22 protein-coding genes and 1 tRNA gene are annotated in these 23,836 nt (G+C 72.4%); 10 read left to right on the forward strand and 13 right to left on the reverse strand.

What is annotated here, in order from left to right:
* Nucleotides 1-54: 54 nt before the first annotated feature.
* Nucleotides 55-984, forward strand: a complete 930-nt coding sequence (locus tag KZQ38_RS20265; RefSeq protein WP_308258499.1) for a sensor histidine kinase — start codon at nucleotides 55-57, stop codon at nucleotides 982-984.
* A complete protein-coding gene (locus KZQ38_RS20270; RefSeq protein ID WP_257901880.1) occupies nucleotides 866-1,522 on the forward strand; it encodes a response regulator in 657 nt (218 codons plus the stop codon). The genes KZQ38_RS20265 and KZQ38_RS20270 overlap by 119 nt, the downstream gene beginning before the upstream one ends.
* Nucleotides 1,523-1,708: 186 nt before the next feature.
* Here KZQ38_RS20270 and KZQ38_RS20275 read toward each other — a convergent pair whose 3' ends face one another.
* A complete protein-coding gene (locus KZQ38_RS20275; protein WP_219443702.1) occupies nucleotides 1,709-2,083 on the reverse strand; it encodes a hypothetical protein in 375 nt (124 codons plus the stop codon).
* Between the two features lie 373 nt (nucleotides 2,084-2,456).
* On the opposite strand from KZQ38_RS20275, the gene gmd reads away from it, so the two are divergent.
* Both gmd and KZQ38_RS20285 read left to right on the forward strand, forming a co-directional pair.
* Nucleotides 2,457-3,446 (forward strand): GDP-mannose 4,6-dehydratase, encoded by a 990-nt coding sequence (gmd, locus tag KZQ38_RS20280; RefSeq protein ID WP_219443703.1) that lies wholly within the window; start codon nucleotides 2,457-2,459, stop codon nucleotides 3,444-3,446.
* Between the two features lie 60 nt (nucleotides 3,447-3,506).
* Nucleotides 3,507-4,814, forward strand: coding sequence for an alginate O-acetyltransferase AlgX-related protein (locus KZQ38_RS20285; RefSeq protein WP_219443704.1), 1,308 nt, complete (start codon nucleotides 3,507-3,509; stop codon nucleotides 4,812-4,814).
* On the opposite strand, the gene KZQ38_RS20290 is transcribed toward KZQ38_RS20285, so the two are convergent.
* The 6 genes from KZQ38_RS20290 to KZQ38_RS20315 form a co-directional block, all read right to left on the reverse strand.
* A complete protein-coding gene (locus tag KZQ38_RS20290; RefSeq protein WP_308258500.1) occupies nucleotides 4,811-6,142 on the reverse strand; it encodes an acyltransferase family protein in 1,332 nt (443 codons plus the stop codon). The genes KZQ38_RS20285 and KZQ38_RS20290 overlap by 4 nt on opposite strands.
* A gap of 28 nt (nucleotides 6,143-6,170) precedes the next feature.
* Entirely contained in the window at nucleotides 6,171-7,280 is a 1,110-nt protein-coding gene (locus KZQ38_RS20295; RefSeq protein ID WP_219443705.1) for an acyltransferase family protein, read from the reverse strand.
* Nucleotides 7,277-8,215, reverse strand: coding sequence for a hypothetical protein (locus tag KZQ38_RS20300; RefSeq protein ID WP_219443706.1), 939 nt, complete (start codon nucleotides 8,213-8,215; stop codon nucleotides 7,277-7,279). Before KZQ38_RS20300 ends, KZQ38_RS20295 begins: the two co-directional genes overlap by 4 nt.
* A complete protein-coding gene (locus KZQ38_RS20305) occupies nucleotides 8,208-8,840 on the reverse strand; it encodes a hypothetical protein (RefSeq protein ID WP_219443707.1) in 633 nt (210 codons plus the stop codon). The genes KZQ38_RS20300 and KZQ38_RS20305 overlap by 8 nt, the downstream gene beginning before the upstream one ends.
* A 95-nt stretch (nucleotides 8,841-8,935) precedes the next feature.
* Nucleotides 8,936-12,598, reverse strand: a complete 3,663-nt coding sequence (locus KZQ38_RS20310) for an FkbM family methyltransferase (protein ID WP_219443708.1) — start codon at nucleotides 12,596-12,598, stop codon at nucleotides 8,936-8,938.
* Entirely contained in the window at nucleotides 12,591-13,715 is a 1,125-nt protein-coding gene (locus tag KZQ38_RS20315; protein ID WP_219443709.1) for a hypothetical protein, read from the reverse strand. Before KZQ38_RS20315 ends, KZQ38_RS20310 begins: the two co-directional genes overlap by 8 nt.
* Nucleotides 13,716-13,977: 262 nt before the next feature.
* Between KZQ38_RS20315 and KZQ38_RS20320 the strand changes: the two genes are divergently transcribed.
* Nucleotides 13,978-15,381 carry an SdrD B-like domain-containing protein gene (locus KZQ38_RS20320; protein WP_219443710.1) on the forward strand — a complete coding sequence of 468 codons (1,404 nt, stop codon included), beginning with the start codon at nucleotides 13,978-13,980 and terminating at the stop codon, nucleotides 15,379-15,381.
* Nucleotides 15,382-15,387: 6 nt separating this feature from the next.
* Here KZQ38_RS20320 and KZQ38_RS20325 read toward each other — a convergent pair whose 3' ends face one another.
* From KZQ38_RS20325 to KZQ38_RS20345, 5 genes are all read right to left on the reverse strand, one after another.
* Nucleotides 15,388-16,338, reverse strand: coding sequence for a hypothetical protein (locus tag KZQ38_RS20325; RefSeq protein ID WP_219443711.1), 951 nt, complete (start codon nucleotides 16,336-16,338; stop codon nucleotides 15,388-15,390).
* 46 nt (nucleotides 16,339-16,384) lie between these two features.
* Nucleotides 16,385-16,780 (reverse strand): hypothetical protein, encoded by a 396-nt coding sequence (locus tag KZQ38_RS20330; RefSeq protein WP_219443712.1) that lies wholly within the window; start codon nucleotides 16,778-16,780, stop codon nucleotides 16,385-16,387.
* Between the two features lie 93 nt (nucleotides 16,781-16,873).
* Complete coding sequence (locus tag KZQ38_RS20335; RefSeq protein WP_219443713.1) at nucleotides 16,874-17,299, reverse strand: OsmC family peroxiredoxin; 426 nt, start codon at nucleotides 17,297-17,299, stop codon at nucleotides 16,874-16,876.
* A gap of 147 nt (nucleotides 17,300-17,446) precedes the next feature.
* Nucleotides 17,447-17,519 (reverse strand) — tRNA-Gly (locus tag KZQ38_RS20340).
* A 27-nt stretch (nucleotides 17,520-17,546) separates the two neighbouring features.
* Nucleotides 17,547-17,945: a DUF7674 family protein gene (locus KZQ38_RS20345; RefSeq protein WP_219443714.1), complete on the reverse strand. Its 399-nt coding sequence runs from the start codon at nucleotides 17,943-17,945 to the stop codon at nucleotides 17,547-17,549.
* Nucleotides 17,946-18,195: 250 nt separating this feature from the next.
* Here KZQ38_RS20345 and KZQ38_RS20350 point away from each other — a divergent pair, with 250 nt between their 5' ends.
* From KZQ38_RS20350 to KZQ38_RS20365, 4 genes are all read left to right on the forward strand, one after another.
* Nucleotides 18,196-19,494: a sigma-70 family RNA polymerase sigma factor gene (locus tag KZQ38_RS20350; protein ID WP_219443715.1), complete on the forward strand. Its 1,299-nt coding sequence runs from the start codon at nucleotides 18,196-18,198 to the stop codon at nucleotides 19,492-19,494.
* A 98-nt stretch (nucleotides 19,495-19,592) separates the two neighbouring features.
* Entirely contained in the window at nucleotides 19,593-20,027 is a 435-nt protein-coding gene (locus tag KZQ38_RS20355) for a DUF983 domain-containing protein (protein WP_219443716.1), read from the forward strand.
* A 27-nt stretch (nucleotides 20,028-20,054) separates the two neighbouring features.
* Complete coding sequence (locus KZQ38_RS20360) at nucleotides 20,055-20,918, forward strand: Fpg/Nei family DNA glycosylase (RefSeq protein ID WP_219443717.1); 864 nt, start codon at nucleotides 20,055-20,057, stop codon at nucleotides 20,916-20,918.
* Between the two features lie 50 nt (nucleotides 20,919-20,968).
* Nucleotides 20,969-22,228, forward strand: coding sequence for a sensor histidine kinase (locus KZQ38_RS20365; RefSeq protein WP_219443718.1), 1,260 nt, complete (start codon nucleotides 20,969-20,971; stop codon nucleotides 22,226-22,228).
* Between the two features lie 326 nt (nucleotides 22,229-22,554).
* Here the strand turns inward: KZQ38_RS20365 and KZQ38_RS20370 are convergent, their stop codons facing one another.
* Complete coding sequence (locus KZQ38_RS20370; protein ID WP_219443719.1) at nucleotides 22,555-22,722, reverse strand: hypothetical protein; 168 nt, start codon at nucleotides 22,720-22,722, stop codon at nucleotides 22,555-22,557.
* 56 nt (nucleotides 22,723-22,778) lie between these two features.
* Between KZQ38_RS20370 and KZQ38_RS20375 the strand changes: the two genes are divergently transcribed.
* Entirely contained in the window at nucleotides 22,779-23,645 is an 867-nt protein-coding gene (locus KZQ38_RS20375; RefSeq protein WP_219443720.1) for a S49 family peptidase, read from the forward strand.
* The last annotated feature ends 191 nt before the right edge of the window (nucleotides 23,646-23,836 follow it).

Genomic DNA, 23,836 nt, shown 5'->3' on the forward strand with positions numbered 1-23,836 from the left:
GACCACGCTCCACGACCGATGTCGGGCGGCGGGTGCTCCCGTACGGTCGGCGACGTGGACTGGCTGGTGTGGGCGTGGTTCGCGGCGACGTTCGCGCCGCTGCTGTGGCGGCGGCGCTTCCCGCTGGCCGTCATCGCCGCGACCGGCCTGTCCACCTGGCTGTACTACGTGACCGGCCACTGGGGCCCGCTGATCGTCGCGCCGGCCGTCGCCGTGCTGTCGCTGCGCAGGCTCCGGCTCGCCGAGCGGCGGGACCGGCGGCTGGAGGAGGAGCGGCTGCGGATCGCCCGCGAGGTGCACGACGTGGTCGCGCACAGCCTCGCCATGATCAACGTCCAGGCCGGTGTCGCGGCGCACGTCGCGGACCGCCGGCCCGAGGAGGCGGTGAAGGCGCTCCGGGCGATCAAGGAGGCGTCCGGGCACGCCCTGGACGACCTGCGGGCCACCCTCGGCGTGCTGCGGACCGGCGGTGGCGCGGCACCCGTGCCGACGCTGGCCCGGCTGGACGAGCTGGTCGGCCCGGTGCCGCGGGCCCGGGTCGAGGGCGTGCCGGGCGAGCTGCCCGCGCAGGTCGACGCGGCGGCGTACCGGGTGGTGCAGGAGTCGCTGACCAACGCCCTGCGTTACGCGCCGGACGCCACGGAGGTGGTGGTCTCGTTCGAGCGCACGGCCGCCGGGCTGGTGCTGGTCGTGCGGGACGACGGGTCGGGCGCGGGCGTGCCGCAGGGCGCGGGCGCCGGGCTGCGGGGCATGACGGAGCGGGTCGAGGCGCTGGGCGGGACGCTGGCGGCCGGTCCCGCGCCGGGTGGCGGCTTCGAGGTGCGTGCGGTTCTGCCGTGGGAGGTGGCGCGTGATCAGGGTGGTGCTGGCCGACGACCAGGTGCTGGTGCGGGCGGGGTTCCGCCTGCTGCTGGACACCGAGGACGGGTTCGAGGTGGTCGGCGAGGCGGGCGACGGGGCGGAGGCCCTGCGGCTCGCGCGTGAGCACCGGCCGGACGTGGTGGTGATGGACATCCGGATGCCCGGCGTCGACGGCCTGGCCGCGACCCGCGACGTGTGCGCCGCGCTGCCCGAGGTGAAGGTGCTCGTGCTGACCACGTTCAACGTGGACGACTACGTGTTCGAGGCGTTGCGCGCCGGCGCGTCCGGGTTCCTGCTCAAGGACACCGACCCGGTCGAGCTGCTGCACGCGTTGCGCGTGGTGGCGCGGGGTGACGCGCTGCTCGCGCCGAGCGTGACGCGGCGGCTGGTCGAGGAGTTCGCGGCGCGGCCCGAGCACCGCAGGCCGGACCACCGCGCGCTGCGCGAGCTGACCACGCGGGAGCGCGAGGTGCTGGCGCTGGTGGCGGGTGGTCTGTCGAACGACGAGATCGCCGCGCACCTGGTCATCTCGCCCGCGACCGCCCGCACGCACGTGAGCCGCGTGCTGACGAAACTGGGTGCGCGCGATCGGGCACAGCTGGTCGTGCTCGCCTACGAATCCGGTTTGGTGCGGCCCGGCGGCCATAACCCGACGGTATGAGGAATTGTTATAGCTCTGGTAACCGAGGGTATTGGCACTATTCGACATGCATTCCGGGGCGCAACCAACAAGGGTGCATATTCCCGTTACGGAAAGCAAGCGGATCACCACCGATATTGCACGGAGGGTGACCAACGCCGGAAGCCCCGCGTTGTCGGCGCGGGGCTGGGTGACCTCGAACGGGTGTCAGGCGATGGCGCCTGGTGGCAGCTTCAGCTTGAACGGCAGCGTCGTCACGACGGCCAGGTCGGACGCCGTCCGCCTCATCAGCGTGGGCGCGTTGCGCGTACCGGGCTCGGGCAGGTCGAGCAACCGGTCCACCGCCTCGACGAGGGGTCCCTCGTAGATCCAGACCGCCTGCGCGGCCCGCGTGCTGTCCCGAACCGCTGGTAGGCGGCCCGCGCGGGCCTCCGACTCCGACCAGAACAGGATCGAGTCGATGAAGCCGCGGCGCTGCTTGAACGCCATGATGCGGTCGAGCTGCCCGTCCTCGTCCCGGAGGTGGAGGAACTGGAAACCGCTCTCGCGCAGCTCGATGACCTTGCTCAGTGCGAGATCCATGGCGCACCTACCTCTGTTCTGAGGTCCCCTAGCAGGTACAGGTCTGCTGACCTGAAATGGATCGTACGGCAACCGCACAATCCCCCATAGGGCCTAGGTGGACGAAGTACGGCCAATCCGCGCGCGATGCCGCTCGCTTTTCGGCGCGATCCGCAGCGACCATAGGGTGCGCGCCGAAAATGTGACCGCTCCCAAAGTGACCAGGCTCACAGCAAGCCACATCGGTGCCTCCGGGGCGTTCGCGGGCGGTCTCACCGGAACAGACGTCGTTCATGGGTCCGGGTTGCCCCGGACCCGGTGGACCAACCCGCGACCTCGGCAGACTTGCCGGATCGGGTGAAAGCGCGCTCACCCGCGCGGTTATCCTGGCGCGGTGGCTCGCGCATTGATCACCGGCATCACCGGGCAGGACGGCCGGTACCTCGCGGAACTCCTCCACAGCAAGGGGTACGAGGTCTTCGGGCTGGTCAAGGGGCAGAGCAACCCCCGCGCGGAACTGGTGCAGCAGGAGCTGCCGTTCGTGGAGGTCGTCTCCGCCGACCTCCAGGACCTGACCAGCCTCATCTCCGCCGTCGAGCAGACCCAGCCCGACGAGGTCTACAACCTCGCCGCCATCTCGTTCGTCGCGCTCAGCTTCAAGCAGGCCGAGCTGACCTCCAACGTCACCGGCCTCGGCGTGCTGCGGATGCTGGAGGCCATCCGGATGGCCGGTGGCAGCACCGACAACCCCATCCGCTTCTACCAGGCGTCCAGCTCGGAGATGTTCGGCAAGGTCCGCGAGACGCCGCAGCGCGAGACGACCCCGTTCTACCCGCGCTCGCCGTACGGCGTGGCCAAGGTCTTCGGCCACGACATCACGGTCAACTACCGCGACAGCTACGGCCTCTACGCGTGCTCCGGCATCCTGTTCAACCACGAGTCGCCCCGGCGCGGCCTGGAGTTCGTCACCCGCAAGATCACCAACGCGGTGGCCCGGATCAAGCTCGGCCTCCAGGACACCCTGGTGCTGGGCGACCTGGAACCGCGGCGCGACTGGGGTTTCGCGGGCGACTACGTGCAGGCCATGTGGCAGATGCTCCAGCAGGACGAGCCGGACGACTACGTGATCGCGACCGGCCGGACGCACCGGGTCCGCGACTTCGTGGCCGCCGCGTTCGCCCACGCCGGCATCGAGGACTGGGAGCGGCACGTCACCCAGGACCCGCGCTTCTTCCGGCCCGCCGAGGTGGACCTCCTCGTCGGCGACGCCGGCAAGGCGCACGAGAAGCTCGGCTGGAAGCCCGAGGTCGCCTTCGACGAGCTGGTCGCCATGATGGTCGACCACGACCTGGACGTGGAGGCCCGCAAGGCCGGCCTGGCGTGATCCGCGCCGCGGTCGGCGAAACCGGCGCACCGCGGTGACCACGCCGGCTACCCTCTGGGGGTGAGCACGGACCAGGTGGGGGCACCGAAGCAGGCCGCGACGTCCTTGCCGGTCCTCCCGGAGTCGTTCCTGCCGGTCGAGCACGCCCTCTACCGGCCGCGGCACAGCGCCCGCCAGCGCACCGCCCGCTACGCCGCCGTGCTGTTCTTCCTGCTGCCGATGGCGATGCTCGCCGTCGGCATGCGCCCCGCGGAGTTCGAGAACCGCGAGCTGGCGCACTTCCCGTCACCCACCGACGGCTGGGACTTCTTCCCCAAGCTGGAGAAGTGGGCCGCCGACCACATCCCGCTGCGCGACAAGGCGGTCGCGGTCGCCGACGGCATCAGCCGCGGCGTGTTCGGGGAGGCACCCAAGTTCGACCGCCCGCAGGGCCCGGTGGGCCCCGTCGTGCCGCCGCCCAAGGACCCGTCGCTGGACCGACCGGAACCGACGGCGTTCGTGACCGTCGTGGAGGGCAAGGGCGACTGGCTGTTCCTGGGCACCGACATCAAGTACGCCTGCAACCCGCCCGTGGCACCGGAGGACACCTACGCGCGGATCGACCGGCTGCGCGCGGCCGTCGAGTCGTCCGGGCGGAAGTTCGTCCTCGCCGCCGCGCCGAACAAGAGCACGATGGCCCCGGACTTCCTGCCCGCGCGGTACTTCGGCCGGGACTGCCTGGCCACCGGCCGCGACCGGTTCTGGCAGGACATCCAGGGCCACGACGTCCTCGACCTGCGGGCCGGTCTCCGCGAAGCCGCCGAGCGCAACAACGGCACGCCGGCCTACTCGAAGTACGACAGCCACTGGACGCACGACGGGAGCGTGGTGCTGGGCCGCGCCGTGGCGGAGAAGGTGCGGCCGGGCACGACCCGCACGTGGGAGGTTGAGCGCACCGGTGAGGACGACCGGCCCGGCGACCTCGCGAAGCTGATCGGCAGGCAGGAGGTCGACTCCATCCCCGCGTACGCCGTCCGGCCGGACGGCGAGCGGGAAGCGCCCATGCCACCGCCGGAGAACGACCGCGACCCGAGGCGCTTCACCCAGGACCGCAAGGACGGCGTGGTGGACGCCAAGGCCGCGATGGTCGGCGACTCGTTCGGCTACTACTCCGCGCCGTACGTCGCCGCCGGGTTCACCGAGCTGGAGCTGCGGCACGTGGACATGGCGAACAAGGACCCGCAGGGGCTGGCCCGCGTGCTCGCCGACTCCGACGTGGTGGTGCTGGTCGCGGCCGAGCGCAACCTGGTCGGCGGCATCTACCCGATGCTGAAGCCGTCCGTGATCGACGTCGTGGCCGCGGAACTGGCCGCCCGCCCGCGTCGCTAGGGCCCGCCACGCCGCTCGCGGTCGCGTGCCGCCAGCAACGCCCGCACCGTCACCGCGGACCCGTCCGTCCGCCCGTGGCGGGCCGGTGCCCGCGGTATCTCGTCGGTGCGCTCCACCGGGATCTCCTCCGTGCGCTCGGCATCGGCCCGCACGCGCAGCTCCGCCACACCCAGCTCGGCGGCCCGCGCCACCGCCTCCGGCGCGGGTCGGCGTGGTGACCGGGACAGCCGCCGCGCCAGGGCGTGACTCGGTCGCTCCACGTACCGGTAGCTCAACTCCACCACGCCGAACGTGGCGGCCACGGCCAGCGGCATCGCCAGCCACAGCGGCACGGCCGGCCGCAGCACGTCCAGCACCGCGAACGCCACCAGGCCGTGCAGCAGGTAGATCGAGTAGCTGCGCTCGGACAACGCCACCCACAGCCGGCGCTCCCGCAGCCCGGGCTCGGCGAACAGCCCGAGCAGGAAGCACAGCACCGCGCCCGCGAGCGCCAGGCTGTACGACCCGTCCAGGCGGCCCATGTCCGGGCCGTCGACGAACACGTACAACGCCCACGCGACACCGCCGAACACCCCGCCCAACCACAGCGGGACCTTCTTCGCCGTGGTGGCCCAGATGACCTGCCCCAGCAACGGGATCGGCAGGTACGACACGTTCACCGCGAACAGGAACCAGGACGGCCCGAACGCGCGGGCGCTCATCAGCACCGCGAACACGAACACGAGCTGCGCCGCGATGCCCACCCACACCCACCGCCGCAGCACCGGCAGCACCAGCACCAGCACCGCGTAGAAGATCAGCTCCACGATCAGCGTCCACGCCACCCCGACCAGCGCCACCTGCGGCACGATCAGGTAGTTGATCACGAGCATGTTGGTGAGGACGGCCCACCACGACAGCTCGGGGTTGTTGCCCGTCAACGGCTGCACGCCCAGCCACAACGCGCCCGCGGTGAGCAGCACCACCACGAACATCGGCGTGTGCACGCGCACCAGCCGGTTGGCGGTGAACCGCCGCTGCCCCATGCGAAGCGCGATCGGCGTCACCACGAAACCGCTGACCAGGAAGAAGAACGGCACCCCGACCTGCCCGATGCCCTGTGCGCCCATGTGCACCGGTTCGCTGGTCAGCGAGTCGATCAGGGTCACCACCGGGGTGGGTCCGGTTTCCCGCTTGGCCACCCACTGCTCGGCGAGGTGGCTGTAGAAGACCAGGACCGCCGCGCTCGCGCGGCCGATGTCGATGAACGCGATCCGGGTTTTCCGCTCGGTGTCCAGCAACCCGCCCCTCTCGCCGCGTGACCACAGCCCTCCGGAGGGTAACGCCACCGGGGGCGTGCTGTCGGCGGGTCGGGCGCTAGTCCGATCGACGCTCGCGTTTGCGGCGTTCCCACCGGCGGATCGCGCGATCGGCGGGCACCTCCACGAAGCGGTGCAGCACCTCGGTCACCGCGGCCACCGCGGCGAGGCCCGCCACCGTGGCGAGCGTCGGCCCGACCAGCGGCGTGAGCAGCCCGAGCAGCGGGTACATCGCGGGGATGTGCACCAGGTACACGGCGTAGGTCCGCTTCGCCCAGCCGCGCACGAACGGCGACCGGCACACCGGCCCGTCCATCGACACCAGCAGCACGGTCAGCAGCACGCCGAACAGCAGGGTCCTCGGCACCGCCTCGCCCATGCCCGAGTACCGGTAGAGCTTGTCCACCCACACGACCACCGCGAAGTGCGCCACCCCGATCGCGATGCCGGTCAGCGGCGCGATCTTGCGGGAGTGCACCAGCGACACGAGCTGCCCGAGGCACAGCAGCGGCAGGTACCCGATCAGGCTGCCGACCTGCGAGAGCCCCGGCACGGACACGTCGAACGTCGCCAGGACCACCACGAAGCACAGCGGCGCGGCGGCCAGCGGCGCGGCCCACGGCAGGCGGCGCAGCACCGGGATCGTCGCGGCCACGTAGGCGTAGAAGCCGATCTGGATCAGCAGCGTCCAGGTGACGCCCAGCACCACCACCGGCGGCGACAGGAAGAACCCGCCCAGCACCAGGTTCGCGGCCAGGTCGCCGAAACCGAGCGCGGCCGGGTCGGCGGAGGTCCGGTACAGCCCGAACTTGATGGCGAGCCAGCCCAGCAGCGTCGCCGCCCACAGCAGCGGGATCAGCCGGACCACGCGCCGCCGCAGGAACTGGCCGGGCGACTCGCGGTCCGCCACGTGCGTCACGACCACCCCGCTGACCACGAGGAAGACCGCCACGCCGAAGAAGTGCAGGTGGTCGTTGAGGTGCAGGGTGCCGACGACGCCCTCCTGGACCGCCGTCACCACCCAGAAACCGGGGTCCTTCAAGCCGTACCAGGCCGTCAGGTGGGTGAGCACGACGGCGCAGGACCCGATGACGCGCAACAGGTCCAGCCCGTGCATGTAGCCGGTCTTGCGCGTGGTCGCCTCCGGGCGCGCCTCGGTCGCCGTCACGCGGAACCCCCCACCGCGCGGTGCGCGCCCTCGCCCGCCAACCCGACGGCCGCGACGGCCACCGCCAGCGCGACGCCGAACGGCAGGAAGTCCAGCAGTCCCAGCACCGGGTACCCGACGACCGGCACGGCCACCGCGAGCGGCAGCGCCCGGTCGGCGAGCCGGCGCACCGCGGTCCACCCGGCCGCCGCCACGCCCCTCGGCAGCGCGATCACGAACAGCAGCGCCGCCACGGTCGCGCCCAGCGGTCGCCAGTACCCGACCTGCTCGGGGAACAACAGGTCGCCGAGCACGGTCAGCACCAGGCACAGCAGGCCCAGGCCGACGCCGTGCGCGGCGGGCAGCCGCCCGGCGCGGAACAACGCCGCCAGCCGCCCGAACACCAGCAGTGGCACCAGGGTCGCGGCCGTGCCCACCAGGCGCAGCACCTCCGGACCGCCGTCGGCGAGCCAACCGCACAGCAACGCCACCAGGCAGCCCGCCTCCAGCAGGACGAACGACGCCAGGCCCGGTTCACGGCGCTCCAGCGGGCGCAGCGCGGGCACCAGCGCGGCGACCAGCACGAGCGCCAGGACGGGTGCGGTCACCGCGCTGTCCAGCAACGGTTCCGCGCCCACCGCCCACAGCGCCGCGCCCACCGCCACCGCGCCCGCGAGCACCGGGAGGTGCGCGGCCACCACGCGGCGCCCGCCGGCGAGCCCGTACCCGGCCGCCATCAGCAGCAGCGCCGTGCCCAGGAACCCGAAGTCCTCGCCCAGCCCGCTCGGCTTGTTCACCCACGACCGGACGACCTCGACGAACGCCGGCGTGAAACCGTGCCGGTTCGGCCACAGGCCGACCAGGTAGCTGTACGCGAGCAGGCACACGCCGGCGGCGGTGACGACGCGGACGCCCGGCGCGATCGGGGGCGTGCGCACCGCGATCGGCTCAGCCATCGGCGGGCAGCGCCTTCACCTGGCGGGCCACCACGTCGGCGAACCGGTCCAGCGCCTCGGGTGCACCGGCGTCGGTTTGCAGCCGCACCAACAGGTCGTCGTGCGTGTAGTGGGCACGCGCGGTCGGCCGCGCCGAGGTGTCGTCGGCGGCGGCGGGCGTGCCCACCACCCGCTCCACACCGGCCACGCCACCACGCCGCTCCAGGCCGAAGGCGAGCTGGAGTTCGTCCAGCCGGTCGGCGGCGCGACGCGCGGCGTCCCGGTCGGCCATCCGCACCACGAACACCAGCACGCGACCGGCCGGGTGGTCGGTGGCCTGGGCGAACCGCGCCGCGCCCGCGCCCTCCTCCTCGACCGCCGCGATCTCGTTGTGGTGCAAGAACTTCAGGTCGGCGACATCGCCGAAGTGGCGTACGTCCGGGTTGAACCCCGGCCGGCCGCCGGGATCGGCCAGCGCCAGCACGAGCGGGTCACCCGCGATCCGGCCCGCCTCGCCGGTGGGCGGCACGTGCCAGGCGGCGGCGGGCACCGGTTTGCCCCACACCGCCCACGACGCCAGGCACACCGCGGCGAGCACCACGACGACGGCGAGCGAGACCGCTTTCGGCGCGCGTTCACCCGCCACTCGACACCCCCCAGCCCGGATCGCGGCGCGCCGACACCAGGGCGCCGCCCTGGATTGTCGCAGGGCGGCGCTCGGGCGTTACCGGAATCCGCAGATCAGAGTGGGCGAAGCCACAGTGTTATGAACGTGGTTTCGGATTCCCGGGCCGCGCGGATCAGGTCCTCGTCCGCGTGGTCGCCCGGCGTCGCGCCGAGCGGGGCGGGGGAGTAGCCGAGCTTGCGGTAACCGAGCAGGACGTCCGCCGGGTCGTCGCCCAGCTCCTCGATCGCCTCCGGGCAGAACTCGCACACCACGTGCGGCCGGTCGCGCTCCAGCACGGCCGTCAGGCCCGCGAGGGCCCGGTGGTCGCGGCCCTGGAGGTCGACCTTCACCAGCGAGATCCGGCGGTCCACGACCTCCGGCCGGCCGTCCAGCCGCACCGCGGGCACCACCACGCCGTCCCGGCCGCCGTCGGTGACGGCGTGCGCGCGGTGGTCGCCGCTGTTGTCGCCGTCCGGCACCAGCAGGATCTCCGCGTCGGTGTCCCACGCGGCCACCGGCAGCACCGACACCAGCTCCGCCGCGGCCGGCGACAGGTTCGCGGCCACGTTGCGCCGCAGGTAATCCGCGTTCACCGGGCTGGCCTCCACCGCCACCACGGACGTGACGCCCGAGGAGCGCTGGAGCAACCGCAGCGAGTGGTAGCCGACGTGCGCGCCGATGTCCAGGAAAGCGCCGTTGCCGACGAGTTCCGCCATCAGGTCCGCTTCCTCGCGCTCCCAACTGCGGTAGTACGACAGCCACGGCAGCATCACGCGGTCCACCGGCAGCAGCAACGCGCCCGCGTCGCACACCACGACGTCCGCGCCCGCCGGCACCGGCGCGTGCCGCAACCGCGCCGCGTCCCGCGCCGCGCCGACCTCGCGGGTCAGCTCCGCGATCCGCTGGTCCCGCGCGTCCTGGCCCCGGTCGCGCTCCAGGAACATGTCGAACGCCTTGCGCTCGCCCTCGTCCAGCCGCGCCGCCAACCGGTCCAGGTTGCCGTCCAGCCGCCGCTCCAGGTCCGTCACCGAACCCTCGACGCGGGACAGCCCCTCCCGCACCCGGCCCTCCACGGAGGTCAGCCGGTTCTGCACGCCGGTGCTCGCCCAGCGCGCCGCCTCGGTGGACGACTCCAGCGCCGCGATCCGCGCCACCACGTCGCCCAACGTGCCCTCGACGCCGTCCACGATCGCGCCGAGCACGCGCCGCTGGTGCACGTCGTAGTGGTCGATGGCGCGCAGCACGGCCTTGCGCAGCGCGGGCGCGAGGGGCGTGCGGGACGCGGCGCCCGCGTCCGCCCGCCACAGCAACGCCTGCCGCGAGTCCTGGAGCGGGCGCAGCGGGTTGTCCGCGGGACCCGCGGCGGGCGCCGCGCCGGACCGCGCCGTCGAGCGCTTCTCGTACGCCTGGCGCAGCTGCTCGCCCATCCACTTCGCGGCGCGGTCCATGGACCGGGTGCGCAGGATGTGCTCGCGTGCCGCCCGACCGCGGCGTGCCGCCTCCGCCGGGTCGTCGGCGACCTCGCGCATGGCGCGCGCGGCGGCGTCCAGGTCCGGGTCGGCCCACAGCGAGTCCGCCTCGTACGGCTCGTTGCCCCTGCCGACCTCGACCAGCCGGTACGGGATCGGCCAGCCGGTGCGCTCGTCCACGAACTCGGCGGTGCTGGAGTAGTCGGTGGAGATCACCGGGATGGCGCGGGCCATCGCCTCGGCCACCGTCAACCCGAAGCCCTCGCTGCGGTGCAGCGACACGTAGCAGTCGCTGGCCGCGTACAGGTCGTTCAGCTCTTGCACCGTGAGGTACCGCTCGACCAGCTCGACCCGCGGGTCCTCCATGGCCCGCACGCGCAGCCGCTCCGCGACGTCCGGGCGCTTCGCCCCGTTCACCGCCTTGAGCACCAGGCGCACGTCGTCGCGGTCCGGGAACGCGCGCTGGAACGCTTCCAGGACACCCCAGGGGTTCTTGCGCTCGCCGATGCTGAGGAAGTCGAACGCGAACAGGAACCGCACCGGGTCGCCGGGAGCGCGTTCCGGCCGGTCCACCGGACCCGGGTCGCGCACCGGCATCGGGATCGCCTTCACCGGTTTCGCGGTGTGCTTGGCGATCGCCTCCCGGCAGAACTCGCTGATCGTCCACACCTCGTCCACGAGGTGGAACGCCGAGTGCATCCAGCCCGGGAACTGCTCCAGCTCCCACGCCCACAGGCCGATCCGGTACCGGTGGTGGCCGACGTGCGGCCGGTTCTCCAGGACCGCCTGCGTCTGGTCGGCGTTCACCGACAGCAGCGTGATCGGGTAACGCGGGTCGCCCTTGGTGTCCGGCTCCGGCATCCCGGTGCGGCTGGACACCAGCCGGTCCTCCACCACCGAGCTGACCGGCACGCCCGCGCGGGCGATCGCGTCGTGCGCGATGCGGCCCAGCTCGCCGACGCCCAGCTCCGCGGTCAGGTAGCCGACGACGTTCACGCCGAACTCGTCCACCGGTTCGGCCGGCTCCACGGGTTCGGCGGGCAGCGCCCAGTCCGGCAGCGACTCCTCGGTGACGCCCGACGTGCCGCACCACGCGCGGAACGGCGCGGCGTCGCGGCCGTGCGGCCGGGGGAACGCGGCACGGAGGTCCGGCCTGCCCTCCCACAACGCGGTGGTGAGGCGGTTGAGCACGGTGCCCGCGGGCGCGTCGTCCGGCGGCGCGGCCAGCCACTCGCGCAGCGCGGCGCCGCCGTCGGCGCCGAACGCGTGCGGCGGCAGCGGTTCGTCGTCGCGCTCCGCCTTCACCCACGCGTCGCGGAACAGCTTGCGCACGGCGGGCGTCAGGCGCGTGCCGTCGGCCATCTTCGCGAAGCCGTACGGGATCGACTCCAGCGATTCGGCATAACCGTTGTCCTGCAACAGGACGCGGTACGAGTCGCACAGCTCCTTGACCGCCGGGTGCGCGGACAGCACCACGCGCGGCCGGGCGGCGGCGTGCTGCGACAGCAGCCACGGGCGCTCCGGCCGGTAACCGCTGAAGTGGAAGAACCGCAGCGGTCGACCGCCCGCGGTGAGCACGCCGTCGTCGTCCCGCGTCACCGGCCGCTCGTGCACGTTCCAGTAGGCGACGTTGAAACCGGGGTCGCGCAGCACGTGGTTGTCGAACAACGCGGGCACCTGGTCCACCCACCGCTGGTCGGTGAACAGCTGCCGCTCCGGCGCGACGACCGCGTCGTGCCGCAGCCGTTCCGCCCAGAAGTCCAGGAACTCCTCGGAACCCGGGCCGGTCGCCACGAAACCCAGGTTGAAGATGCCCGAGCCCATGATGACGGCCTCGCTCGGGTCCTTGCCGTCCCGCGGCAGCGGGCGCAGGTGGTGCGGCGTCAGCACGATCCCGTGCGCCGTCGCCAGTTCCGCCAGCTCCGGCATCGGGGCGAAGACCTCGATGTCCGGGTCGAGGTAGATCACGACGTCGGACCGCTCGCGCAACTGCCGCAGCAGGTACGGCTTCACCGCCGTGGCCAGCTCGGTCACGTTGTAGGAGGTCGCCATCCGGAGGTAGTCCTCCGGGTCGAGCCCGAACGCCTCCGGCCCGACGGTCCGCAGCCTGCCCTGCGCGGTGCCCGAGCCGCGCGGCGCGTCGATCACCGCGATCACGAACTCGTGGTCCTCGTGGTGCCGCAGGTAGGAGGCGGCCAGGACGCGGGCGGCGGGCAGGTAGTTCCGCGCGACCACGGTGCACGTGGTCACGCCGACGCGGTCAGCCATCTGCCTTGAGCACCTTCAGCTCGGCTTCGAGGACCTCGGTGAAGCCCTTCTGGGCGGCGGTCAGGTTCGGCGCGGCGACGTCGACGCGCACGATCATGCCGTCGCTGCCGTAGTGGCCGCGCACGCGTGCGTTCGAGCCGTTCGCGGAGTCGATCTGGCCGGTCAGCACGGTCGTCGGGCTGTCCTTGAACACGGTCATGCCGTTGCCGAGCTGGATCTCGTGCAGCGCCAGCGCCGCCGCGTTCGCCGCCTTGTCGTCGCTCGCCTGCACGATCAGGATCACGCCGCTGGCGCCGCTGTCCAACGTGAACTGCGCGAGCTTCGCCTTGCCCGCGCCCGCCGTCGTGTACGCCTGCGCCTCGCTGTCCAGCAGGTACTTCAGGTTCGGCACGGCGGAGAACGCGGTCACCGACTTGTTCTGGGTCACCTTGCCCGCGAGCTTGCCGATCGGCATCGGGTCGGGCGGCGCGGTGGTGGTCGTCGTGGTCGGGGTGGTGCTGGTGGTCTCGGTGTTGCCACCGCTGGCCGTGGACTCGCCGCGACCCCAGATCATGTACGCGCCGAACGCGATGCCCGCCAGCAGCACGACGGCCACGACGATGCCGATGACCTTCTTCTTGCCACCGCCACCGCCCTCGTCGAACACCTCGGGGCCCTGCGCGATCCAGGACGGGCCGGCGTCGCCGTAGGAGCCGAACCCGTCACCGCCACCCCACGGGGTGCCGGCCTGCTGTGGTTGCTGCTGCTGCGGCGGCCAGTTCTGCGGTGGCTGCTGCTGTCCCGGCGGCGGTCCGGGGTGCGCCACCGGGCGCACGTACTGGGTGCGCTCCGCGTCGGCGGGCGGCCTGCCGGAGACCACCTGCGTGGCGTCCGGGTTGGCCGCGCCGGGGCCGACGACCTGGGTCGCGTCGGGGTTCGGCGGCTGCTGCTGGGGCGGCGACGCCTCCCACCGGAACGGCGGCGCGAAGGGGCTCTGCCCCTGCTGCCCGCCCGGCGTGCCACCGCCGCTGCTCGCCGACGCGAGCAGCTCATCTCGGCGACGTCGGTAGTCGTCGGCACTGATCCGACCCTCCGCCAAGGTCCGGTCCAGTTCCGACAGCTCCTCTTGCCAGGACATCCCTGCTCCTCCATGTCTGCGCGCGAGCGCCATTGTGACGCATGGTCCGGGAGCGCCTGCGGGCATCGGGCACTTGTGATGCGGTCGTTGTGGCCCGCAGGCGCACGTGGTCCGGGGCTTCGGTGACACGCACCGGTTTTTGCGAACGCACAGCGGTTTGCGGCGAACCCTCGGTTACGTTCGACCGGCCATGACGGTCGGTGTCCGGCAGGTCACCAGGGGTCGGGGGACCTCGGATGCCCGTCTCACAGGGGGAAACGAGTTGTTCGCGCACAGAGCGCGCCGTTCGGCGCGCGTTCCCGTCGTGCTCGCGCTGGCCGCGGCCACCGCGTTGAGCACCACGTCCGCGGCGCACGCGGACACGATCACCGCCGACGTGACGGTCACCGCCGAGGTGGTCGGCGGTCCCTTCCTGGTGGGCCAGGAGATCCCGGTCCGGATCACCGCCACCAACATCGGCGGCTCGACCGCCGAGCGGACCTACGTCGACGCCAGGACGCTGTCCGGTTCCTACCTCGGGCTGCTGGAGTTCGGGCCGCTCAAGTACCCCGGCACCGCGATCGAGCCCGGCGCGGCGGTGACCACCACCGTGCCCGGCAAGATCTACCAGTGGCAGGGTGCGCCGGTCGTCCGGATCACCGCCTGGTCGTACAGCGACACGGACCACCGGGACAACAACACCTTCGACCTGGCCGTCCCCGTCACCGATCCCGGTTCCGCCACCGGGACCCTCGGCGGCGTCGTCTACGGCGACCGCAACGACAACAACACCGCCGACCCCGGCGAGGGGCTGGCGGGCGTGCTGCTGGAGGCGTACGACGGCTCCTTCGACCGAAAGCGCACCACCCGGACCGACGCCGACGGCCGCTACCGGTTCACCGACCTGCCGGTGCGCCGGTACGGGTTGTGGGTGCACGAAGCACCCGACGGCTGGGTCCTGCCGTCCGGGCGCGAGGTGGACGTCGACGGCGACGAACACGTCGAGTACCGGGCCGTGCGGCCGTTGAGCGACCGGTTGACCGCGAAGGCGCAGTTCCGGCAGGACACCCACCAGGTCGGCGACCGCGCCGAAGTCGTCATCACCCTCACCAACACCGGCACGACCGACATCACCGGCATCAAGGCCGGGTGCGACCGCAGCGGCGGCGAAGGGCCGCACCTGGTCGACCTCCGGCTCGGCGACCTGGAGTGGCAGGGCCCCGGCGTCACCGTGCCCGCGGGCGCCAAGCGGAAGATCACCATCAGCGGCGTCGTCCCGGACAAGGCGACCGGTTTCGGGTCGACCAACGTGGGCTGCGACTTCGGTCCCGACGACAACCCGCGCGGCTTCCCGGTCGCGGTCGACTTCGCCCGCGTGCCCGCACCGCCCGCCGACACGTGGCTGGCCTTCTACCAGGACCTCGACGGCGACTCGACCGTCGACCCGGGCGAGGAGGTGTCCGGGGTGCGGATCGGGCTGAAGGACCGGATCAGCGGTCGCGTCGTGGCCAGGGGCAAGACCGACGCGCGGGGGCACGTGGCGTTCACGGGCGTCCCGGCCGGCCCGTACGAGGTGAAGCTGATCGGGGACTCGTGGGAGATCAAGGGCAGCGGGAACCTGTTCGTCGGCACGTGCCTGCCCTACTGCCGGGGCGGTCAGCACATGACCCTGGTCCCCGCGGCCTGACCCGACTCAGTTCCGCTTGGTGAGGATCGTCGGCCCGACGATCTTCCGCGCGATCCGCCGCAGCCTGCTCTTCGGTTTGGGAGCGGGCTTCGGCGGTTCCGCCGCCTTGGGCTCGGCCGGCGCTGCTTGGGGTGGTGCCGGCTGGACCGGCGCGGCCGGTCGCACGGGCGCGAACACCACGGTTTCCGCGTGGGCCGCCGGGTCCGGCGCCGGCGGGGCCTCCGGGGTTACCGGGGTTACCGGGTTCAACGCCGCGGTGAGCGGTTCCGCCGCCGGTTTCGGCGGTGCCACGGGGAAGGGCGTGGTCGGCGGTGCTGGTGCGACCTCGTCGTCCACCGGGAGGGCGGGCGTGAACAAGCCCCGCGACTCCTTCGCCGGCCCACCCAACGACGGCGGCAGCTGCACGCCGTCGACGGGGACGGCGGGCGTGCCGTTGCTGTGCGGTGCCTTGCCGTTGACCGCCTTGCCGTTCGTGGTGCCGTTGACCGCGGTGCCGTTGGTCGGCTTGCCGTTGACCGCCGTGCCGTTCGTCGGCTTGCCGTTGATCGCCACGCCGTTGACGGCGGTGCCGTTGGTCCCGTTGACCGGCTTGCCGTTGCTCGGGGTGGTCCCGTTGATGACGACGCCGTTGACCGGCTTGCCGTTGGTGCGCGGCGGTTCGGCGGCCGGTGGCTCTGCCGCGGCGGCCAGGAAGGCCGCGGCCAGGCTGCTCACCGCGGCCTCGTCCACCGCGCCCTCGGGCACCACGCCCTTGGGGGCGCTCGGCGGCGTCGTGGCCGTGGGCTGGACGGGCACCTCACCCGGCGGGGTCGCCGGGAGGTCGGCGAGGACGCCGGCCATGGACGTGCGTTCACCCGGGTTCCGGGTGTCGACGGGCTGGATGCGGAGGGTGGGCGCGTCGTTGCTCGGCTGGAACTTGCTCGGCGAAGACTGGTCAGGCTCCTGGCTGAACGTCACGCGGGGATCTTGCCAAAACACGTTGGGTAAGTCCTCGGCAGGTTTGTCAGCAGAAAATCAATCCGCACGGCTTGGTGGTGGTCGTGGTGGCGCGGGTCGTGGTGGTCGTCGGTCGCGGGTCGGTGGTCGGTCGCGGGTCGGTCGTCGTGGTGACGGCCGTGGTGGTCGTCGTCGTGACGGTCGTCGTGCGCGTCGTCGTGGTGGTGCCGCGGGTCGTGGTGGTCGTCGTGGTGCTCGACGGGGGAGCGGTCGTCGGCTCGGCCGCCGGTGCGGTCCGGGCGGGTTGCGAACTCCCCGTCACGACCACGACGCCCACCTCACCGGCGGGCTGGATCGCCTGCGGCTCCCGGACCAGGACGCCGTGCGCCCACAGGGCTGCCGCGGCGGCGCCGGCCAGCGCCCCGAGGGCCAGCCGGGCCGGACCACCCGCTGCGGTGAGCATTGACCTTGACTACCGACCTCACTCAAGTGGGTCAAATCGCTAGTAGGCCCTTGATGCCGGCCCAACGCGCGTGCTAGGGCCGGCGTCCGGGGGCTACGCGAGTTCGGCGGACAACGTGATGGTGGTGCCCGCGAGCGCCTGGCTCACCGGGCAGTTCTCCTTGGCGTTCTCGGCCGCCGCGGCGAAGGAGTCCGCGTCCAGGCCCGGCACGTCGGCCCGCACGGTCAGGTGGATGCCGGTGATGCCGGTGCCCGGCTGGAACGTCACCTCGGCGGACGTCTCCACCGTCCGCGGCGGGGTGCCCGCCTGCGCCAGCCCGTGCGACAACGCCATCGAGTAGCACGAGGAGTGGGCCGCCGCGATCAGCTCCTCCGGGCTGGTCCGGCCGTTCGCCTGCTCGGCGCGCGACGGCCAGGACACGTCGAACGAGCCGACGCCGGACGACTCCAGCGCCACGGTGCCGCTGCCCTCCAGCAGGTTGCCGGTCCAGTTCGTGGTCGCCTTGCGGGTGGTGGCCATGTCGGTGAACCCCGTCCTCGGAAGCGTGTGAAGCCTGCACCGGCCAACTTAACGGCGATCACCGGCCGCCGCCCGCCCCGGGTGCCGGTGATCGCACCCACAACGTGCGAAAGGGGCCCCGGGAGAACCCGGAGCCCCTTTCGGGAGAGCGGATGACGAGACTCGAACTCGCGACCCTCACCTTGGCAAGGTGATGCGCTACCAACTGCGCTACATCCGCCTGACACGAAGAACTATAGACCACGCCTCAAACCACGCTCGCACCGGGGGGTGCCTTGTCCGCCAGCAGCCGGTCGACCTCGGTCAACCGCTCCGCGGACCACCGCCACTCCCAGAGCGGCCGGACCTTGGCCACGACCTCCGCGGGCAGCCACGGCGCGACCTGGTCCCGCAGCTCCCACTCGTCGAACACGTGCTCGTAGAAGCTCACCACCGACGCGTTCGACAGGAACTGCTCCGGCTGCCGGAAGCACCAGTGCGCGAACCCGTACACCCGGCGCAGCAGGTCGCCGTCGCCGTCGCGGTGCGCGTCCGCCGCCAACTGCCACAGCTCCGACAGGAACACGTGGCACGACCACGACTCGCGCTCGACGACCGCGCTCAGCTCGGGAAGAAGGGCGGAAGCCCTTGTGCGCCAATCGCCCACGCGGCAGGACACTACCCGCCGAGCGCGCCGCCGCCACGTGAACGGCGACCACCTGACGCCCACCCGTGATCGGGTCGTCACCGAGCGCTCACACCCGGTGGGTGCGCCACCCGGTGCGTTCACCTGCTCCGAACGGCCCACTCCGGTCGTCGGGTCTTCGGTATCACCTCGCTATCGCTTCGGGGCGCTTCGATCCAGCTGTGGCATCTTGACCTCGGAGCACAGGGCGGGCGGGAGGTGCCGGGCGCGGATGGCCGGAGATGCCGATGTCGACCGGGAACTGCTCGCCAGGGTCAGGTCCGGTGACGACTCGGCGTTCGGCGAGCTGTTCACCCGGCACGCGGACGCCGTCCGCCGGTTCGCGCTGCGCCACGTGCGCGAGCACGCCGAGGCCGACGACCTGACCGCCGAGGCGTTCTTCCGGGTCCTCCAGGCGATCCGCCGCGGCAGCGGCCCGACCGACCACGTGCGCACCTACCTGCTGACCGTCGCCCGCCGCGTCGCGTGGGAGTGGAGCGGGCGGCGGCGGGACGTGCCGGTGGAGGACGAGGAGCTGTCGCGCCGCGTCGAGCCGTTCCCCGACGCCACCGCCACCCGCCCCGAGCAGGCGTTGATCTCCCGCGCCTTCACCAGCCTCCCCGAGCGCTGGCGCACCGTGCTGTGGCAGGTCGAGGTGGAGGGCGAGCGGCCCGCCGCCGTCGCGCCCAGCTTCGGCCTGTCCCCGAACGCCATGGCCGCCCTCGCCCGCCGCGCCCGCGAGGGGCTGCGCGCCGCCTACCTCCAAGCGCACCTCGCCGAGGACGCCGGCCCGCGCGCGTGCAGCTCCGTCGTCGCGAAGCTCGGCACCTACACGGCGGGCGGCGTGCAGGGCGCGGAGCAGCGGCGCATCCGCAAGCACCTCCAGACCTGCTCGTCCTGCAACGCCCTGCACGCCGAGCTGACCGAGGTGTGCTCGACGCTGCGGGCGCACGCGGCGAGCATCGCCGTGCCGCTCGCCGCGACCGCCCTCGCCGCACCCGTCGTGCTGGGCAAGGCCGCGTGGCTCACCGGGCGCGTCAAGCTGGTCCTGGCCGGTTCCGCGTCGGCCGTCGCGGTCGGCCTGTTCGGCGTGCTCGCGGGCGTGTTCACCGGCGCGCCCGGCCCGGCCCTCGTCCAACCGGGGCCGGACCAGCCGCAGGGCGAGAACGTGCTGGCGCTGTGCTCCACCGGGCCCACCGTCACCGGCGTGCCGGTCAGCGAGACGTCGCCCGCCGCGCCGCCCGTGGTGCGCGTCGACCACACCCGCGTGGTGACGAAGGTGGTGACCGAACCGCCGCGCACCGTCGTGGTGACCTCCGAGGTGACGCCCTCCGCGTCGACCACCACCACGACGACGACCACCGCCGACTACCGGGTGCTGGAAGACCCGGACGAGACGACCACCACGACGACGACCACCACGACCACCACCACGGAGCCGGGAACGCCACTGGTCGGCACCTCGCCGGTCGACGTCACGCCCACCACGGTGACCGTGCACCCCACACCGGTGGCCCTCGTCCCGCGCTGACCACGGCCCGCTACCCGGCAGTTCACTCAAAGGATGCATGGGTTTGCCGGTAGCGTTGAGGCCGCTTCGGTGATCGCCCGACTGCTGAGGAGACGGTGATGACGCGGCTGGTGCGCGGTGCGGACGGCCGGATGTGGACGGTGCGCAGCCAGATCGAGTGGCGCAACCCGTCGGCCGACGCCGACTTCGAGCACGACGTGAGCGGTGGCCAGGGTCCCGGCGTGCTGATGCTCGCGTACGTCGTCGTGCTGGCCGTGGTCCTGGTCGCCTGGAAGCCCGCCGACGTGGTCGTGCCCGGCTGGCTCCTGTTCGCCCTGGTCCTGCTGTTCCTGTTCTTCCCGGTCCGCTGGGCGGTGCGCAGGCCGTGGCTGGTGGCCGCCGAGGCGAAGAAGACCGACGAGCTGCCGCCGGAGCGGTGGGTCGGGTCCGTGCGCGGCTTCCTGACCGTGCGCAACGAGGTCTCCAACGTGGCCCGCAAGATCGAGATGTACTCGCTGCCCGACCTGGACGGGCCGTTGCAGCCGGTCGACTGACGCGCCGCCTCGGGTGACACTGGACGCGTGCCGGAACTACCCGAGGTCGAAGCGCTGGCCGAACACCTGCGTGAACACGCCGTCGGCCGGGTCGTGCACCGCGTCGACGTGGCGTCGTTGCAGGTCCTGAAGACGTTCACGCCGCCGTGGACGGACCTCCAGGGCCGCACCGTGACCGGCGCGGGCCGGTTCGGCAAGCACCTGGACCTGGACTGCGACGGGCTGCACCTGGTCGTGCACCTGGCGCGGGCCGGCTGGCTGCGGTGGTCCGACCAGCTGTCCGCCGCGCCCCTGAAACCCGGCAAGGGCCCGCTCGCCCTGCGCGTCCACCTCGGGCCACCCGGCGAGGGGCCCGGGTTCGACCTCACCGAGGCGGGCACCAAGAAGGGACTCGCCGCGTGGGTGACCGACGACCCGCGGACCGTCCCCGGCATCGCCCGGCTCGGCCCCGACGCGTTGTCCGTGACCAGGACGCAGTTGGCCGACCTGTTCGCCGGGCGCACCGAGCGGCTGAAGACGGCGTTGACCGATCAGACGCTCATGGCGGGGGTCGGCAACGCGTACTCCGACGAAGTCATGCACATGGCCCGGCTGTCGCCCTACGCGACGGCGGGGAAGTTGAACGACGAGGCGTTGGACCGGCTGCACGAGGCGTTGGTCCGGGTGCTGACCGACGCCGTGCGGCGGTCCGTCGGCCAGTCCGCGGCCCGGCTCAAGGGCGAGAAGCGCTCGGGCCTGCGCGTGCACGGGCGTACGGGGTTGCCGTGTCCCGTGTGCGGCGACACGGTGCGTGAGGTGTCGTTCGCGGACCGGGCGTTCCAGTATTGCCCCACCTGCCAGACCGGTGGGAAGCCGCTCGCCGACCGCCGGCTCTCCAGGTTGCTCAAGTAGTTCGCCCTCCGAGGACTTGCCCTTGCCTCGGGACCACCGCACGGCACAGCATGGACGCCGTGCGTGACCTTCTGACCCAACGTGCGGTCCTCGGCGTCATCGCGACCCTGGCGGTGCTCGGCCTCTTCGTGATGCTCTGCCGGGCCCGCCGGGTGAGCACATCCGTGGAAGACGCCGTGATGGACATGCTGCACCGCATGTCGAAGGCGTCGGCGGACCTGCGGGAAGGGCTCACGCAGGACGCCGCCGACAAAGCCACGCCGCACCTGCGGGAGATGTTGCGGTGCGTGGCGGTCGGCATCACCGACCACGAGGGCACCGTCCTTTCGTGGGACGGCGGCGCGAACGACCACTACGAGTTCCTGCGCGCGTACATCGAGCGGGCCATCGGCGAGTGCCACAAGGAGCACGTCGAGCACCGCAAGCTGGACTGCGAGCTGCCCGGGCCGTGCTCGTTGCACTCGGCCGTCATCGTGCCGCTGATCGTGGAGTCCGAGGTCGCCGGGACGTTGATCGTCGTCAGCGGCGTGGCGAACAAGCGGCAGATCCGGATGGCGGAGGAGACGGCGCGGTTCGTGTCGACGCAACTGGAGCTGGAGGTGTTGCAGAAGTCCCGGCAGGCGCTGGCGCAGGCCGAGGTCCGGGCGCTGCGGGCGCAGATCTCGCCGCACTTCGTGTACAACGCGCTGAACACGATCTCGTCGTTGATCCGGACCGACCCGTCGCACGCGCGGGAGCTGTTGCAGGAGTTCGCGGAGTTCACGCGGTACTCGTTCCGGACGGACGGGTTCTTCACGACGCTCGCCGACGAGCTGACCAACATCCACCGCTACCTGACCATCGAGCAGGCGCGGTACGGGCCCAGGTTGAACGTGCGGCTCAAGATCGCGCCCGAGGTGTTGCAGGTCGTGCTGCCGTTCCTGGTGTTGCAGCCGTTGGTGGAGAACGCGGTGCGGCACGGGCTGGCGAAGAAGCCGGGTGGCGGGTTGCTGACGATCATCGCGGAGGACAACGGCGCGGAGGCGTTGATCTCGGTCGAGGACGACGGGGTGGGCATGGACCCGGACCGGCTGTTCGAGGACTTGAAGGACGCCCACCAGACCGGCGCGCACGTCGGGCTGGGCAACATCAACCACCGCATGAGGGCCGTGTTCGGCGACGACTACGCCTTGGTCGTGGAAACCGCGCCGGATGCCGGCATGAAGATCATTCTGAAGGTCCCCAAGTATTCGCCGGGCGTGCGCACCAACCTCCCCCTCGTGCCGCCGAAGCTGGAGGAGACGTCCGAGCAGCCCGCGATCCGCGCTTGACCAGCGGTTTTGTTGATCACCCGATCTAGCGATAGGAGATCGGGCACTTTCTGGCGGAGGATTTCGTTGCCGTAAACGAAGGAAGCGGCCCCCACGGCGAGGCGCCAGCCACGGAGGCGAGGCCCGCGCGTGCCCCTGCGCGTGCCCGGGAGGAATGCGGACGCCGCGGTGCGGGACACGGCCGGCGACCCGGCGGCGGCGACCCGACGGCGGCGACCCGACGGCGGCGACCCGACGGCGGCGACCCGACGGCGGCGACCCGACGGCGGCGACCCGACGGCGGCGACCCGACGGCGGCGACCCGACGGCGGCGACCCGACGGCGGTTCAGGCCGCGGCGATGGCCAGGGTCGTGATGAGCATGACGGCGCACACCGACCAGAAGATCCACATCCAGTAGATGTGCATGGGGGACGGCCCATCCGCGTTCTGCCGGCCGCGTTCGTCCCACCACTCGACGTACCGCTCCAGCCACCGGATCGGGTTGAACGTCACCGACCGATGTTAGCTCCGCCACCACGGCTCCCGAGCCGCGACGTAAGGTCGGGTCCATGAGCGTCACGGACAAGATCACGGCTCGCCTGCCCCGGATCGTGGCCGATCGGGCGGATCGCAGCCCCGTGGTGGCCGCGGTGCGCCTGCACGGCGTGATCACGCCCAACCCGTCGCCCATGGCGCGCAACACGATCAACGTGCAAACCGTCGAGAGCGCCCTGACCCGCGCGTTCGGGCACGACCGGCTGGTCGCGGTGGCGTTGCTGGTGAACTCGCCGGGTGGCGCGCCGACGCAGTCGGCGCTGATCGCCGAGCGCGTCCGCGAGCTGGCGGCGGAGAAGCGGGTGCCGGTGATCGCGTTCTGCGAGGACGTGGCGGCGTCGGGCGGGTACTGGCTGGCGTGCGCGGCGGACGAGGTGTTCGCGCACGGGACCTCGCTGGTCGGCTCGATCGGCGTCGTGTCGGCCGGGTTCGGGCTGGACGGCCTGCTGGAGCGCCACGGGGTGCAGCGGCGCGTGTACACGGCGGGTGAGCACAAGGTGCGGCTCGACCCGTTCCAGCCGGAGAAACCGGAGGACGTGGAGTGGTTGCGGGGGTTGCACCGGGACCTGCACGACCAGTTCGCCGCCTGGGTGCGGGAACGGCGGGGGCCGAAGTTGCGGGGGACGGACGAGGAGCTGTTCACCGGCGAGGTCTGGACCGGCGCGCGCGCCCGCGAGCTGGGGCTGGTGGACGACCTGGGCACGTTGCGCTCGGTCGTCGCCAAGCGCTACCCGGACGCGGAGATCGTGATCGCCGAGCCGCGCAAACCGCTGCTCGCACGGCTCGGGCTGGCGGGGAGCACCACTCGATCGGGGGACTTCCTGCCGTCGGCGCTCGCCGCCCTGGAGGACCGGGCCCGCTGGTCGCGCTTCGGCTTGTGAACGCGGACCGCACCCGACCGGCGACCCGGACCACCCGCCCGCGGCCGACGATGACGTCGCCCCGGGCGGCCCCGGGCTCGGCCCGCGCGAACGCATCCCGCGCCGACATGAGCCCAGCCCGCGTCGGCACGAGCCCGGCCCGCGTCGGCACGAGCCCGGCCCGCGTCGGCACGAGCCCGGCCCGCGCCGGC

The organism is Saccharothrix obliqua, from assembly GCF_019375475.1.
Classification (GTDB): Bacteria; Actinomycetota; Actinomycetes; order Mycobacteriales; family Pseudonocardiaceae; genus Actinosynnema; species Actinosynnema obliqua.